Annotated in this window: 16 protein-coding genes; 10 read left to right on the forward strand and 6 right to left on the reverse strand. The window is 64.9% G+C overall.

All coding sequences use genetic code 11. From position 1 onward, the window contains the following. The first annotated feature begins 7 nt into the window (after positions 1 to 7). Positions 8 to 745 carry an aquaporin Z gene (aqpZ, locus tag KFB96_RS08010; protein ID WP_213462494.1) on the forward strand — a complete coding sequence of 246 codons (738 nt, stop codon included), beginning with the start codon at positions 8 to 10 and terminating at the stop codon, positions 743 to 745. A gap of 251 nt (positions 746 to 996) precedes the next feature. Next, positions 997 to 1353, forward strand: coding sequence for a hypothetical protein (locus KFB96_RS08015; protein ID WP_213462492.1), 357 nt, complete (start codon positions 997 to 999; stop codon positions 1351 to 1353). 147 nt (positions 1354 to 1500) lie between these two features. On the opposite strand, the gene serS is transcribed toward KFB96_RS08015, so the two are convergent. The 5 genes from serS to KFB96_RS08040 form a co-directional block, all read right to left on the reverse strand. Continuing rightward, positions 1501 to 2775: a serine--tRNA ligase gene (serS, locus tag KFB96_RS08020; RefSeq protein WP_213462490.1), complete on the reverse strand. Its 1275-nt coding sequence runs from the start codon at positions 2773 to 2775 to the stop codon at positions 1501 to 1503. Beyond that, a complete protein-coding gene (locus KFB96_RS08025) occupies positions 2769 to 3089 on the reverse strand; it encodes a DUF190 domain-containing protein (protein ID WP_213462488.1) in 321 nt (106 codons plus the stop codon). The genes serS and KFB96_RS08025 overlap by 7 nt, the downstream gene beginning before the upstream one ends. Continuing rightward, positions 3086 to 3460: a fluoride efflux transporter CrcB gene (crcB, locus tag KFB96_RS08030; protein WP_213462486.1), complete on the reverse strand. Its 375-nt coding sequence runs from the start codon at positions 3458 to 3460 to the stop codon at positions 3086 to 3088. The genes KFB96_RS08025 and crcB overlap by 4 nt, the downstream gene beginning before the upstream one ends. Positions 3461 to 3467: 7 nt before the next feature. Beyond that, a complete protein-coding gene (locus KFB96_RS08035) occupies positions 3468 to 4046 on the reverse strand; it encodes a class I SAM-dependent methyltransferase (protein ID WP_213462484.1) in 579 nt (192 codons plus the stop codon). 99 nt (positions 4047 to 4145) lie between these two features. Next, the gene (locus tag KFB96_RS08040; RefSeq protein ID WP_213462482.1) at positions 4146 to 5657 is read right to left on the reverse strand and encodes a glycosyltransferase family 39 protein; all 1512 of its coding nucleotides are present in this window, start codon (positions 5655 to 5657) and stop codon (positions 4146 to 4148) included. 343 nt (positions 5658 to 6000) lie between these two features. Here KFB96_RS08040 and KFB96_RS08045 point away from each other — a divergent pair, with 343 nt between their 5' ends. The 7 genes from KFB96_RS08045 (at position 6001) to KFB96_RS26545 (ending at position 11039) form a co-directional block, all read left to right on the forward strand. Continuing rightward, positions 6001 to 6417 carry a hypothetical protein gene (locus KFB96_RS08045; RefSeq protein WP_213462480.1) on the forward strand — a complete coding sequence of 139 codons (417 nt, stop codon included), beginning with the start codon at positions 6001 to 6003 and terminating at the stop codon, positions 6415 to 6417. A gap of 110 nt (positions 6418 to 6527) precedes the next feature. After that, positions 6528 to 6782, forward strand: a complete 255-nt coding sequence (locus tag KFB96_RS08050; RefSeq protein WP_213462478.1) for a hypothetical protein — start codon at positions 6528 to 6530, stop codon at positions 6780 to 6782. A 154-nt stretch (positions 6783 to 6936) separates the two neighbouring features. Further along, complete coding sequence (locus KFB96_RS08055; RefSeq protein WP_213462476.1) at positions 6937 to 7749, forward strand: TOBE domain-containing protein; 813 nt, start codon at positions 6937 to 6939, stop codon at positions 7747 to 7749. A gap of 97 nt (positions 7750 to 7846) precedes the next feature. Continuing rightward, entirely contained in the window at positions 7847 to 8599 is a 753-nt protein-coding gene (gene modA, locus KFB96_RS08060; protein WP_213462474.1) for a molybdate ABC transporter substrate-binding protein, read from the forward strand. Positions 8600 to 8604: 5 nt separating this feature from the next. Beyond that, complete coding sequence (modB, locus tag KFB96_RS08065) at positions 8605 to 9282, forward strand: molybdate ABC transporter permease subunit (protein WP_213462472.1); 678 nt, start codon at positions 8605 to 8607, stop codon at positions 9280 to 9282. A gap of 7 nt (positions 9283 to 9289) precedes the next feature. Beyond that, a complete protein-coding gene (gene modC / locus KFB96_RS08070; protein WP_213462470.1) occupies positions 9290 to 10375 on the forward strand; it encodes a molybdenum ABC transporter ATP-binding protein in 1086 nt (361 codons plus the stop codon). A gap of 451 nt (positions 10376 to 10826) precedes the next feature. Further along, entirely contained in the window at positions 10827 to 11039 is a 213-nt protein-coding gene (locus KFB96_RS26545; protein WP_300971383.1) for a hypothetical protein, read from the forward strand. A 262-nt stretch (positions 11040 to 11301) separates the two neighbouring features. On the opposite strand, the gene KFB96_RS08080 is transcribed toward KFB96_RS26545, so the two are convergent. Continuing rightward, a complete protein-coding gene (locus KFB96_RS08080) occupies positions 11302 to 11571 on the reverse strand; it encodes a hypothetical protein (protein ID WP_213465339.1) in 270 nt (89 codons plus the stop codon). Positions 11572 to 12070: 499 nt separating this feature from the next. Between KFB96_RS08080 and glpQ the strand changes: the two genes are divergently transcribed. Next, entirely contained in the window at positions 12071 to 13132 is a 1062-nt protein-coding gene (gene glpQ / locus KFB96_RS08085) for a glycerophosphodiester phosphodiesterase (RefSeq protein WP_213462465.1), read from the forward strand. Positions 13133 to 13356 lie beyond the last annotated feature (224 nt).

A 13356-nucleotide genomic window follows, 5' to 3' on the forward strand; every position in this document is an offset into this window, starting at 1 on the left:
CATTTCGATGCCACTCATGACACGCGCGCTCGCCGAGCTGATCGGAACCTTCTGGCTTGTACTTGGCGGCTGCGGCGCCGCCGTCTTCGCAGCAGGCGTTCCAGACGTTGGAATCGGCTATCTGGGCGTCTCTTTCGCCTTTGGTCTGACCGTCTTGACGATGGCCTATGCCATCGGTCATATCTCCGGCTGCCACTTGAACCCCGCCGTCTCGCTGGGACTCGCCGTGGGCGGTCGCTTCCCCTTCTCCGATGTGCCGGTCTATGTCGTCGCCCAGGTCCTCGGCGCCATCGCCGCCGCCTTCCTGATCTGGTTCATCGCTGCGGACATGGGCGTGCATAAAGAGGGGCAGGCCACCTTTACCCTCGCGGCCAATAGCCTGGCCGTCAACGGTTACGACAGCCTCTCACCGCAGGGCTACGGCATGTTCGCCGGACTGCTGACCGAGATCGTCATGACCGCCATGTTCCTCTTCATCATCCTGGGTGCGACCGACAAGCGCGGCATCGGCACCCATGCGGGTCTCGCCATCGGCCTAGCGCTCACGCTGATCCATCTGATCTCCATCCCGATCACCAACACCTCGGTCAACCCGGCGCGCAGTACCGGACCCGCGTTGGCGCTGCTCACGGGCGGACAAGGTCAGGCCGCGGGCCAGCTTTGGTTGTTCTGGGTGGGTCCGCTGATCGGCGCGGCGATTGCCGGCGTGGTGTATCGCCTGTTCGAGCAAAAGCATACGGCGTGACGCGAACAGTGGCTTTGGGTGGCGGCGTGTGTGGCTAAGACCCCGCGCACGCGACCGACAGAAGGACAGACCGGTCGATCGACGGACGCCGATCGACCGGTCCGCGCACATCGCCCCGAAGGCTTTGCGGAACGGACAAACCGCCGATCGCAACGACAAGACGAGGTCTCGGAGTACGTGGCATCGTCTCTCCTTTGAGGCTGCGACGCCCGCCTGTAGGATGAGTCGTCATCCAAAGGCCGAGACACAGCATGCTGCAGGAACCGCTTCCGATCCCCTTGACCGACCTGCGTCGGCGCGTCAATGTCGCACGCAATCTGATTCGTACCGTCTTGACGGAGCTGGTCGGCCCCGTCGAGCTGGCGTTCGACTTCTATCGCGAGTGGAACGGCTGCTGGCGCGTGCGCGTGGAGCTCAAGGATCCGATCAACGGACGACTGGAGTTCACCCTGATGGACACCCCGGACGGCGGCATGCTCGCCCTGCCCCGCCCTCTGCCCGAGCGCTGGCGCCTGGAGACCGGGATCCCTGCAACCGACGGGACACGTTGGACCCTGGATACGGAAGGGCACCTCATGGCCTTCTTACCGCCGAGCGAAAAGCGGTAGGGACAAGCCCAGCGCAGTCCACCGACTTGGTCGGGGCGTCCGACTTCGTCGGGGCGACTAAAGTCGCCCCCAGCCCCTACAGCCCCTACAGCCCCTACAGCCCCTACAGCGCGGTCGGGATGCTGACTCCCGGAAACCCCCAGGCATTCACCCCAACACGTCCTGCCCACCCATATAGGGCCGCAGCACCTCAGGAATGACAATGCGCCCGTCCGCCTTCTGATAGTTCTCCAGAATAGCGACCAAGGTGCGGCCGACCGCAAGGCCGGAGCCGTTGAGCGTATGAAGCAGCTCGGGCTTGCCGGTCTCGGGATTGCGCCAGCGGGCCTGGAGCCGTCGGGCCTGAAAGTCGCCGAAGTTGCTGCATGAGGAGATCTCGCGATAGGTGTCTTGGCCGGGTAGCCAGACCTCGAGATCGTAGGTCTTGCGCGATGAGAACCCGAGATCACCGCAGCAGAGCGAGACCACGCGATAGGCGAGCCCGAGACGCTGCAGGATGGACTCGGCATGCCGGGTCAGTTCTTCCAAGGCATGGAGCGACTCGTCGGGTCGCACGGCCTGGACCAGCTCGACCTTCTCGAACTGATGCTGGCGGATCATCCCGCGGGTGTCCTTGCCGTAGGAGCCGGCCTCGCTGCGGAAGCAGGGTGTGTGGGCGACCCATTTGCGCGGCAGCTCGCCGGCCTCGAGGATGAGGTCGCGCACCAGATTGGTGACCGGCACCTCGGCGGTCGGGATCAGATAGAGATCCCGCTCGCCCGGGACCTTGAAGAGATCCTGCTCGAACTTGGGGAGCTGGCCGGTCCCGTAGAGGCTCTGGGCGTTCACCAGATAGGGGACATAGACCTCGGTATAACCGTGCTCGGCGGTGTGGGTGTCGAGCATGAACTGGATCAGCGCCCGATGCAGGCGCGCCAGCGGGCCGGACAGGACCACGAAGCGCGAGCCGGTGAGCTTGGCGGCAAGGTCGAAGTCCATCCAGCCATTGAAGGCGCCGAGGTCGACATGATCGCGCGGCTGGAAGCCAAAGCTCGGCGGCTCGCCCCAACGACGCTCCTCGCGATTCTCACGCTCGTCGCGCCCGTCCGGCACGCTCGCATCCGGCAGGTTGGGCAGTCCCAGGGCGATCTCCTCCACCGCCGCCTGGATCTCCTCGAGCCGCACCTCGGATGCCTTCAGACGCTCGCCCAGGTCGGAGACCTCGGCCAGCAAGGGCGCGATGTCCACACCGGACGCCTTGGCCTTCCCGATCACCTTCGAGCGGGTGTTGCGCTCGTTCTGCAGCGCCTGGACCTCGACCTGCAAGCCCTTGCGCTCGGCCTCCAGCGACTCGATGCGCGCGGTATCCAGGACCAGACCGCGACGTGACAGGAGCGCGGCAACCTCGTCCAACTGGGTCCGCAGCAGGCGTGGATCTAACATTCGGAATCCTCGAATTCGACAGTAATCGGCCAGGATACGATATGACCCGGCCGAACGAAGCGCTCGATACGCGTGATGGCGGCCGCGGCCTTCTCGGGCCGATCGAAAAACTCCACCACCAGGGGCAGATCGAGCGAGAGATCGATCAGGGATGCACCGTGCCGTTTCCCGGACACCCCATACCCTTCGATCCCGCGCATGACGGTGACGCCTCGAACGCCGAGATCGTCGTGTAGACAGCCAAGCAATGCCTTGAGGGCATGATCGGATTCGGACAGATAGATCCGAACCATGAGCCCCTTGACCCCACTCATAGCGTCCTCCCGAGGATCACTCCTGCCCAACAGAGCAGAACACAGAGCCAGACACTGACGACCATGTTGAGAAAGGCCGCCATCATGGCCCCTTCTTCCAACAGGTTCAGCGTCTCGATCGAGAAGGTGGAGAAGGTGGTGAAGGCACCGAGAAAGCCGATCAGGATCGCGCCGCGCCATTCCGGCGCCCAACTCAATCGCTCGATCAAGAGGACGAACAAGAGCCCCATCAGGAAGGAGCCGAGCAGGTTGACCGCCAAGGTCCCCCAGGGAAAGCCCCGGCCGAGCCAGGCGTAAACGGCGCTCGACATCCCGTAGCGGGCCAACGAGCCGAGCGCGCCGCCGGCCGCGATCGCGATGAGATGAAGCATCAGATGCCTACTTCAGGACGCCCATGGTGAAATCACCGGAGTGATAGCCTTCCTCCAAACGCGGCTCCGCACCCAGCTCGTGAGCCAAGGCGAGAAGATCGCGCGGCTGCTGATAGTTGTAGCTGCCCGGACCGTCGGCTCCCTTCAACAGATTAAAGATGAATCCGTGCCGGGACGCCGCGAAGCAACGGCGGATAAACTCCCAGGTCTCCTCGCGGGTGAGATTGTTCATGGCACCGCTGCAGAGATAGTAGTCGGCGTTCGGGAGCCGATCCTCCAGCACGTTGCAGATGCGGATCTCGCATCCGGTGCGACGACGCGCGACCTCCACCATCGGCTCCATCACGTCCAATCCGATGTAGCGTCCGGGCAGGCTGCTGCATCGGTCGAGATAGCGATGGAGGTCGCCGAACCCGCAGCCCGCGTCGACCAGGGTCAGCTCGGAGAGATCCTCGGGCAGGAGCTTGCGCAGCACCTTGAAGCGCAGCTCTTGGCTTTGAGTCGACTGCCACTGCACGCCCTTGGCGGTCTCGCCATGGGATGTCAGTGAGTCCAAATAGAAGCTGGTGTTGTCGAGTCTGGGCATCGGGTGAATCGATCAGCGTAAAAAAGGCCGCGGCCACGGTTCGCGACGGGCAATCATCCCCAATCTTACATCACCGCCCATGTCCAAACCGACATCCGGCTACCGAGGCACCAGAAACCATTGCCAGGACCCGGCGATCGGCTCCGCCACGCGTTCCGGGCCGATCGCGGCGCCGAGCTCCGCGCTCGGCAACAGCAAGAGCAGGCTGCCGAACCCATCCGGCAGCGTCACCGGTGCGCCCGGATCGCCATGCCCCCAGATCCGGACCCGGTCGTCGAGATGGTAGGCCAAGGACACCAGCTCGCCGGCTGCGACACCGCTCGGGCTGACGGCGACCAGCGGGCGATCGCGTGCATTCACCAGCCGCGCGACCTCGAGGTTCGAAGCACTGAAATGCTTCGTCCACCAGGTCTCGGCCTGCAGGATACGCCACTGAGAAATCACCCCGAAGACCATGATCAGCGCCAACGCGGCGGCGGCGAGGACGCGCATCCTGTCGCGGCGGGCCAGCGCCGAGCCGATGCCCCAGGCCACCATCAACTGCACTGCAACAACGGCCGGCAAGCCATAGCGCACATGCAGCGATCGGCTGCCGCCGAGCAACAGGTCGGGACCGAGCACGACGCCGAGATAGGCCACGGCGATCAGCACCGGCAGCCACATGCGCGGGCGAGGCGCGCGGAACAGATAGACAATCAGGCCGACGGCGATCGGACCGAGCAGAAGGAGCGAGAGGGTCGGCGGGTCCGCATGCGGGCTCACATCCAGGAAGGCACGCGTGATGTGCCCGGCCCAAGCCAGCAGATTGCGCTGCGCGCCGACGGCCCGCTCCATCCACTGCGTATGACCGACCGCGTCCCCGAATCCCGAGACCAACGCAAACATCCAGGGCAGGAAGAGGACCCCGGCCGCGATCACCGCCAGGAGCCATGCGCGCACCGGAAGGCCGCGCTTGCGCGACTGACCCTCGGAGAGCCGCGTTGCCCCGAGCCCGATGTAGGCGGCATGGACCGGGACCATGAGGGCGAACAATAGATGGCTGTAGAGACCAAGCGTCATCATGAGCCCGTAGAGCCACCAGTCGCGTGGTCGGTTTCGGTCCAGGGCACGCTGCAGGGCCGCGCTGGAGGTCAGCACCAAGAGCGTCCAGAGCGCGTATTGGCGCGCCTCTTGGGCATAGAGAAGATGCAGCGGCGAGAAGGCGACCACCGCGGCCGCCACCCAGGGCACCGGGCCACGCCCGAACAACTCGCGCATCAGCCAGAATGCAGCGAGCGGCAGCAAGAGCCCGAACGCAGCCGAGGTCCCGCGCAGCGCAGTGACCGGTTCCAGCGGCAGCGTGGTCGCCCATCGTCCCAGCAGATAGTAGAGCGGCGCATGCTCCGGATGCTCGGCCAGTGCGCGCAGCGTCTCATCCCAGCCCTTCGAAGGATCCGGCCGTTGAAATGCCAGGATCTCGTCGGGTGTGAGCAACCGGCCGCTGAAGAGCGTCTCCCAGAGATCCGCGGGGTGGCCGAAGACCCGGACCAGCGTGAAGACCTCATCGTGCCACACCGGGAGATGGTCGAGCCCGATCAGCCGGAACCCGGTCACCAGTATGAGAAGGATCAAGACCCCGAGCGTCCAAAGCCGAGACTGGCCGCGATTCAAGGGCTCGGACGACGAACGCAAGGGTGGAGGAGCGGAGAACACCAGATTGCAAGACCGGATTGATTAGGGATGGACGGGAGTGGGCCGTGAGTATGCGACACCCGTGCGCCCGGTTTGATGAAGGAATCGTGACAAGACCTTGACCGACAGCGGCGCCCGTGGCTAGGAGCGCGGCAGGGAACCCATTGCGCTCGACGAGCATCCTGACCACGGCGATTCGGCGCGAGGTTTGCAGGGTATCGAAACCCGTTGCTCGACATCACGCCGGCGTCTCGCCGGATTCAACGCCGAAGGGGATCCGCCGATGGCTCCGCGCCTGATCATGTATCACAAGCAGTCGACCAGTGCCCGCACCCGATTCTTGCGGCTGCCCTACGGCGGCGTCTGCGGCTTCGCGGCCCTGCCGGAGGAGGCGGCCATCGAGGAGGGCTCCGGGATCTCGCCGAAGGTCGTGACCCACCCCGCATTGGTCCTGCGCGACGCCGAAGGCCGCCTCGGCCTACCGAGCGGCAGTCTGGAGATGGAGCCGGGGTTTCGTTGCGAGGTCGCCGCAGGCGAGGAGCGTATGGAGGTCTTCCTCGCGCGCTTCACGAGTCTCGATCCGCCCTTCGAGACGGCACAAGCACACGGCAGCAGCTTCATCGATCTGACCCAGGCGCGAGGTCTCCCGCCGGTCGAGCTTGATCTGCTGCGGCGCAGCTATGAAAGGATTCTGGGCTGACCGAGGATGCCCGGCGCGGCGCGCGCGAACCCCTGTGGCTGCGATGCGTGTCGGAGCGACCGACCGTCCCGCCGCGCGTCCGGGTAGGTCGGGCAGCAAGACCCTTTTTTATGTCGGGTTTGCGCCCGGGACAAGCTGATTGTCGCAACGCCAACATCCCCTGCTTCCAAGCCGATGACTACCGGCGGCTCGATGTCCGCTCCGACGACGACGAGGAGTATGACCTCGCCGTTGCCTACAGCGAGTCCGTCAGCGCCTGGCGCCTGCGCGACGGACGCTGGCTGGTTCACCGCCGCATCGAGCCGCTCGGGGATGAAGACGCCTCGACAAGCGCGCTGAGCATCGACGCGCGGATGCCGCGCTGACATCGACCTGACGGCAGGACATGCTCGGATTCAAAGACGCGACGGGCGACTGCGAACGCCCAATCCATAAAGTTTCGGCACGCTTCGTGCTTTCTTCGATTAGCGTTATATCGTTGTGAAGATAACGACCTCACCGGACCCTGCGACACCGACCATGACCGACACGCCAGACGACCGTCTCGACACCGCTGCCTCGCTTTGGCTCGACCGCAACGACCAAGGCTTCGTCGGCCGCGGACGCATCGAGCTGCTGCGCCGAATCGGTGCAACCGGGTCGATCTCGCAAGCCGCCAAGGCGATGGGCATGTCCTACAAGCACGCCTGGGACGCGGTGGATGCCATGAACAACCTGTCGCCGCAACCGCTGGTACAGCGACGCACCGGCGGGCGCCATGGCGGCGGCACGGAACTCACGGACGAAGGCCGACGCTTGATCACCGTCTACGAGACGGCCGAACGGGAGCACGGAAAATTCCTCGCCCGACTGCGCGAGGGCATCTGCGATTTCGATCGCTTCCACACCTTGATCGGGGCTTTGAATATGAAGGTCAGTGCCAGAAACAACCTGCGCGGAGTGGTCGCTTCCGTCAAACCGGGCGCGGTCAACGCCGAGGTCATCCTCGATGTCGGCGGCACGCCGCTGGTCGCCATTGTCACCAACGAGAGCGTCCAGTCGCTCGGGCTGGCGCCGGGCGCCGAAGCCTATGCCTTGATCAAGGCGTCGTTCGTCATCCTGGCGACCGAGGACGGCGGGCTCAAGACCTCGGCGCGGAATCGACTCTGCGGAACGGTCGAGCGCGTGACCGAGGGGGCCGTCAATAGCGAGGTGGTCCTCGCCCTCGACGGCGGTGCCCGTCTGACCGCCATCATCACCATGGAGAGCGCCAAGGATCTCGGCATCATCGAGGGTGGGCGTGCCTGTGCGCTTGTGAAGGCACCTCACGTCATTCTGGCCGTCAAGGACTGAGCAGGCGCCGAAGCTCTTTTTAAACGCGTGCTGCGTTATATCGAACCGGATATGACGCAGCACCGCGGACACGCATCCGACAATCCGGAGACACCTGATGAATACGACAAGATCCATACTCGCCACCTTTCTGCTGGCCACCACCTGCGCTCCCGCGCTCGCCGACGACATCCAGGTCGCCGTGGCCGCCAACTTCACCGCACCCATGAAGGAGATCGCCGCCGCCTTCGAGAAAGAGACCGGGCATGTGGTGAAGGCCGCCTATGGCTCGACCGGCAAGTTCTACGCACAGATCAAGAACGGCGCACCCTTCGAGGCCCTCCTGTCCGCCGACAACACCACGCCGACCAAGTTGGTCGAGGAGGGGAACGCGATTGCGGGAACCCAGTTCACCTATGCCGTCGGCTCACTGGTGCTCTGGTCATCGAAGCCCGACTTTGTCGACAGCGACGGCGCCGTGCTGAAGTCGGGCGACTTCAACAAGGTGTCGATCGCGAACCCCAAGACCGCGCCCTACGGCGCCGCCGCGATCGAGGTCCTGACCGGGCTGGGATTGCGGGAGGAGGTGCAACCGAAGTTCGTGACCGGTGAGAACATCGCCCAAACCTTCCAGTTCGTGAGCACCGGCAATGCGGATTTGGGGTTTGTCGCCCTCTCCCAGATCATGGAAAAGGGCAAGGTCACGGGCGGCTCTGCCTGGATCATCCCGGGCTCGATGCATGAGCGGATCCTCCAGGATGCGGTCGTCCTGTCGCCGGGAAAGGACAAGCCTGCGGTCGCCGCGCTGATGGAGTACCTCAAGGGCGACGAGGCGCAAGCCATCATCACATCTTTCGGCTATGAGATCTGAGCGCGATGTTCTTAAGCGACGCCGACCTGCAATCAATCTGGCTCACCCTGCGCCTCGCGGGTGTGGTCACCTTGATCTTGTTCGTTGTGGGGACACCCATTGCCTGGTGGCTGGCGCACACCCGCTCGCGTCTAAAGGGTCCGGTCGGGGCCGTGGTCGCCCTTCCCTTGGTCTTGCCGCCGTCGGTACTCGGTTTCTACCTTCTGGTGACGATGGGGCCGAACGGACCGGTCGGCCAATTGACCCAGGCGCTGGGCATCGGCGTACTGCCCTTCACCTTCTGGGGTCTGGTGGTCGCCTCAGTCTTCTATTCCCTGCCCTTCATGGTGCAGCCGGTGCAGAACGCCTTCGAGGCGATCGGCGACCGCCCTTTGGAGGTGGCGGCCACCCTGCGCGCATCCCCGCTGGATACCTTCTTCACCGTGGCCCTGCCGCTGGCGGCGCCCGGATTCGTCACCGCCGGCATCCTGACCTTCGCGCACACCGTCGGCGAGTTCGGCGTCGTGTTGATGATCGGCGGCAACATCCCCGGCGTGACTCGGGTGGCCTCGGTGCAGATCTACGACCATGTGGAGGCGATGGAATACGGCGACGCGCACCGATTGGCCGCCGTGATGCTGATCTTCTCCTTCCTGGTCCTACTCGCGCTCTATCTCTGGCGCCCGAACCAGAAGAACACCTGAGAGCGCTATGGAACCGATCAAAGCACGCTTCGACATCGATTGGCCGGGCTTCAACCTGATGGTGGACCTGGAGCTCCCCGGGCGCGGGGTCACCGGTCTGTTCGGGCACTCGGGCTCCGGCAAGACGACCCTGCTGCGCTGTATCGCCGGTCTGGTCCGGGCGCCCAAAGGACGACTCGTCTTCCGGGGCGAGGTCTGGCAGGACGAGAACACCTGGGTGCCGACACACCGTCGCTCGCTCGGCTATGTCTTCCAGGAGGCCAGCCTCTTCCCGCATCTCACGGTGATGGGGAACCTGCGTTACGGGCAGAAACGGGCGCCGGCGCCGGTCGGGGCCGAGGATCGGGTGAGTCTCGACCAGGCCATCGCGCTCTTGGGAATCGATCATCTCTTGACGCGCAAGCCGGACCGCCTCTCCGGCGGCGAGCGTCAGCGGGTCGCCATCGCCCGTGCCCTGGCGGTCAGCCCGCGGGTACTGCTGATGGACGAGCCGCTTGCCGCCCTGGACATCGCGCGCAAGCAGGAAATCCTGCCCTACCTGGAGCGGCTGCACGACGAGCTGGCGATCCCGGTGCTCTATGTGAGTCACGCCCCGGACGAGGTCGCGCGCCTGGCCGATCATCTGGTGGTGATGGACGGCGGGCGCGTGCTCGCGAGCGGCCCGCTCAAGGAAACCCTGGCACGGCTGGATCTGCCGATGGCCTTCTCCGAGGACGCCGGCGTCGTGATCGATGCCCTGGTCGCGTCCCACGACGACAACTACCACCTGTCGCGACTCGACTTCCCGGGCGGCAACGTCGTGGTCGCCCAACGCAAGGAGCCGATCGGCCACCGCCTGCGCCTGCGGGTTCATGCCCGCGATGTCAGCCTCGCCCTGGAGCGCGCCACCGGCACCAGCATCGCCAACCTGCTGCCTGCGACCGTGACCGAGATCGCCGACGCCGACACGCCGGCCCATGTGTTGGTCCGGTTGGATGCCGGGGGCACCCCCCTGATCGCCCGCATCACCCGCCGCTCGCTGGATCAGCTCGGGATCGCCCGCGGCAAGGCGATGTGGGCGCAGATCAAGGCCGTGGCCCTGCTGGGCGACTAAACCTACCGGGCGCGGTTTAAACCGCGTCCAGAGCGAGATGCTAACTTTCGAGTGAGTTCGAAGTTTGGTGAATCCACGACCCTTAGCGGGGGACGCGGTTTAAAATTTTATATTTTTTAATACTTTAAACCGCGCCGACTCCAGCGACTCTGAAATCCGCCGGGGCCGATCCCATCCAAAAACATCGCATACCGCACTGGGCGCGGTTTAATTCCTGGACGTGATTCATGACAAAACGACCATTCCCAACGAGGGCGACTCCTGTATTCGGCGACGTCGAGATTCAACGCCTGCTCGACGAGGACACGCCCTACGGCGACCTCACCACCGACACCCTCGGCATCGCCGGCCATCCCGGTCGGATCCGGCTCGCCGCGCGCGATCCGATGGTCGCAGCGGATCGTCGTCGAGGTCCATTCGCTCGAGGAGGCGCTCGCCTGGGCCGATGCCGATGTCCTGCAGCTTGGAGAAGCTCGCCCCGGATACCCTGGCAGACGTGGTCGCCGCACTCGCGGGAACAGGCTCGCAGGCTCTGGTCGCGGCCGCCGGCGGGATCAACGCCCGAAACGCCGAGGTTTACGCCCGCGCCGGGGCGCGCGTCCTGGTGACGTCGGCGCCCCATACGGCGCGGCCGAGAGACGTGCAGGTCGACTTCAGCGAATAACGGTTCCGACGGATTCGGCGGTCGCGCCTGCTCTGCTCGCCGGCTCAGTTAGGAACGATTCAAGAAAACCGAAACACGTAGGATGGGTAGAGCGAAGCGAAACCCATCCAGCCCGCGCCAAGGGCATCGGACCGAAACCCGGCAACGCGGCGTTTTGGAGGATGGGTTTCGCTGACGCTCTACCCATCCTACGTGTTGATCAAGGTGTTCACCTTGGACGTTCCAGCGGAGGATCTCCATGCCCACCTAATCGTTGTCGTTGTCATGATCGCGAGCCGAGACGATCCGGTCGGGATGACCGTCTGCTGCGGCGACCGCTTATTTCTCGGCAGGGAAGACTCGGCGGATACGTCAACGCGTCGCCGAGATTATCGAGGCTGTCGGCCAACAGCGCCGTCGAGTTGCCGTAAAGCGCGCCCGCCGCGATCACGAAAAACATGACGGCATTGATGCCGAGCACCATATGCAGTGTTCCGCGCTGGCGTTCACGCAGGGCGTCGATGGAACAACTGTTGTCGCAACAACCACTCATTGCGGAAGCCTCTTGGCGCGATCCCGAGGGATGCCGATCGCGCGAGATCAGACAAGGATCAGGCCACCGCGGCACAGCGGTCGCGGATCGACCGCAAGACATCGTGCTTTGGACCGTCCACCCCAACCCCCAGGTACGCGTGACATCCGCTCCGCGGTGTCACGCATGCCCCGTGGCGCTCTGCGCCACGTGCCAAGAAGCCGGCGGTTGCGAAGAATGCCGGCCGAAACGAGGCTAAACTGCGCCCGGTGCGGTATGCGTCATGTGTTGGAGTGGATTGGCCACACCAGCTCCGACGGCTGTCGGAGCTGGCGCGGTTTAAAGTAATAAAAAATATTAAATTTTAAACCGCGTCTCACCGAGATCGAGGACACCTCCAAGGCCAAACGCAAAATGAAAATGACGCATGTCGCTCCGGACGCGGTTTAGCCGCCACCTTCCCCGACGGTCAAGACCCCGCGTCGCGTGCCGGCACGCACCACTGTTGGAGACCGACCCGATGCTGCGCCGAATCGTCCGTTTCCTCCTGCCGATGGCCATCGTGATGACACCGACCCCAGCCGCCACGTTCAATACCGCGCCGGACGCGGCCCGAGCCCCGATCATCATCGCCCACCGCGGCGCCTCCGGATACCTGCCCGAGCACACCCTGGCGGCCAAGGCGACGGCCCACGCGATGGGTGCGGACTTTCTGGAGCAGGATGTGGTTCTCACCCGCGATGGTGAGGCGATCGTCCTTCACGATCTGTATCTGGAAGGCGTCACCGATGTCGCTCGGCGCTTTCCCGACCGCGTCCGTGCCGACGGGCGCTGGTATGCGATCGATTTCAGCCTGGCCGAGATCCGCAGTCTGCGCCTGCACGAACGGCTTGACCCCGCCACCGGCCAACCGGTCTTTCCCACGCGGTTTCCGCCCGAGGCCGACCTGTTCCGAATCCACACCCTCGAGGAGGAGCTGAGCCTGATCCACGGTCTGAACCGATCGACCGGGCGGATCGCGGGAATCTACGTGGAGTTGAAACACCCGGCATGGCACATCGCCGAGGGACAGGATCCGGTGCCCGTCCTGATGCACGCGCTGGATCGAGCCGGCTATCGTGGCCCGGAGGATCACGTCTACATCCAGTGCTTCGAGCCCGACACACTGAAGCGCCTGCACACGGAGGTCGGTACGCGCATCCCCCTGATCCAACTGATCGGCGAGAACGACTGGTCGCCCGATCTGCCGGTCGACTTCGAGCGGATGCGCACCCCCGAGGGGCTGGCAGCCGTCGCCGAGTATGCCCGCGGCATCGGCCCCTGGATCGGTCATATCCATCAGGGCAGAGACGACACCGGCGCCCATCGGACCACGCGCTTGGTCGCCGACGCCCATGCCGCGGGGCTCTTGGTCCACCCCTACACCTTTCGCCGCGACGCACTCCCCGAGGGCTTCGGCGACTTCGAGGCGCTGCTGCGGTTCTTCCTCGTCGATCAGGGTGTCGACGGGATCTTCACCGACCATCCGGACCTCGCCGTTCGCTTGAGAAACGAGTTGGTCGGCAAGGCTCGGCCGGAATAGACACCGGCCACGCTCAGCTCCAGCGCCTGCGTCGACGTCCGTCTACCTCGCCGTGGACCGAGGGATCCGGCTTCTCAGGAGGTGCTCGGAGGGGCCGAATCCGGCGCCGTGACCTCGAGGGTCACCGCAGCCGAAGCGAGCGCGCGCGCCAAATCACGCGCCCGCCTCACGGTGGCGCGGAGACCACAGGTGTTGGGGCGATGTTGCTCGGCGGTCTCGTGACG

It is taken from the genome of Thiocapsa sp., assembly GCF_018399035.1.
GTDB lineage: Bacteria > Pseudomonadota > Gammaproteobacteria > Chromatiales > Chromatiaceae > Thiocapsa.

Coding starts and splice junctions, on each gene's coding strand:
- aqpZ (WP_213462494.1), top strand. CDS start 8: ATGCCACTCATGACACGCGCGCTCGCCGAGCTGATCGGAACCTTCTGG.
- KFB96_RS08015 (WP_213462492.1), top strand. CDS start 997: ATGCTGCAGGAACCGCTTCCGATCCCCTTGACCGACCTGCGTCGGCGC.
- serS (WP_213462490.1), bottom strand. CDS start 2,775: ATGTTAGATCCACGCCTGCTGCGGACCCAGTTGGACGAGGTTGCCGCG.
- KFB96_RS08025 (WP_213462488.1), bottom strand. CDS start 3,089: ATGAGTGGGGTCAAGGGGCTCATGGTTCGGATCTATCTGTCCGAATCC.
- crcB (WP_213462486.1), bottom strand. CDS start 3,460: ATGCTTCATCTCATCGCGATCGCGGCCGGCGGCGCGCTCGGCTCGTTG.
- KFB96_RS08035 (WP_213462484.1), bottom strand. CDS start 4,046: ATGCCCAGACTCGACAACACCAGCTTCTATTTGGACTCACTGACATCC.
- KFB96_RS08045 (WP_213462480.1), top strand. CDS start 6,001: ATGGCTCCGCGCCTGATCATGTATCACAAGCAGTCGACCAGTGCCCGC.
- KFB96_RS08050 (WP_213462478.1), top strand. CDS start 6,528: ATGTCGGGTTTGCGCCCGGGACAAGCTGATTGTCGCAACGCCAACATC.
- KFB96_RS08055 (WP_213462476.1), top strand. CDS start 6,937: ATGACCGACACGCCAGACGACCGTCTCGACACCGCTGCCTCGCTTTGG.
- modA (WP_213462474.1), top strand. CDS start 7,847: ATGAATACGACAAGATCCATACTCGCCACCTTTCTGCTGGCCACCACC.
- modB (WP_213462472.1), top strand. CDS start 8,605: ATGTTCTTAAGCGACGCCGACCTGCAATCAATCTGGCTCACCCTGCGC.
- modC (WP_213462470.1), top strand. CDS start 9,290: ATGGAACCGATCAAAGCACGCTTCGACATCGATTGGCCGGGCTTCAAC.
- KFB96_RS26545 (WP_300971383.1), top strand. CDS start 10,827: ATGTCCTGCAGCTTGGAGAAGCTCGCCCCGGATACCCTGGCAGACGTG.
- KFB96_RS08080 (WP_213465339.1), bottom strand. CDS start 11,571: ATGAGTGGTTGTTGCGACAACAGTTGTTCCATCGACGCCCTGCGTGAA.
- glpQ (WP_213462465.1), top strand. CDS start 12,071: ATGCTGCGCCGAATCGTCCGTTTCCTCCTGCCGATGGCCATCGTGATG.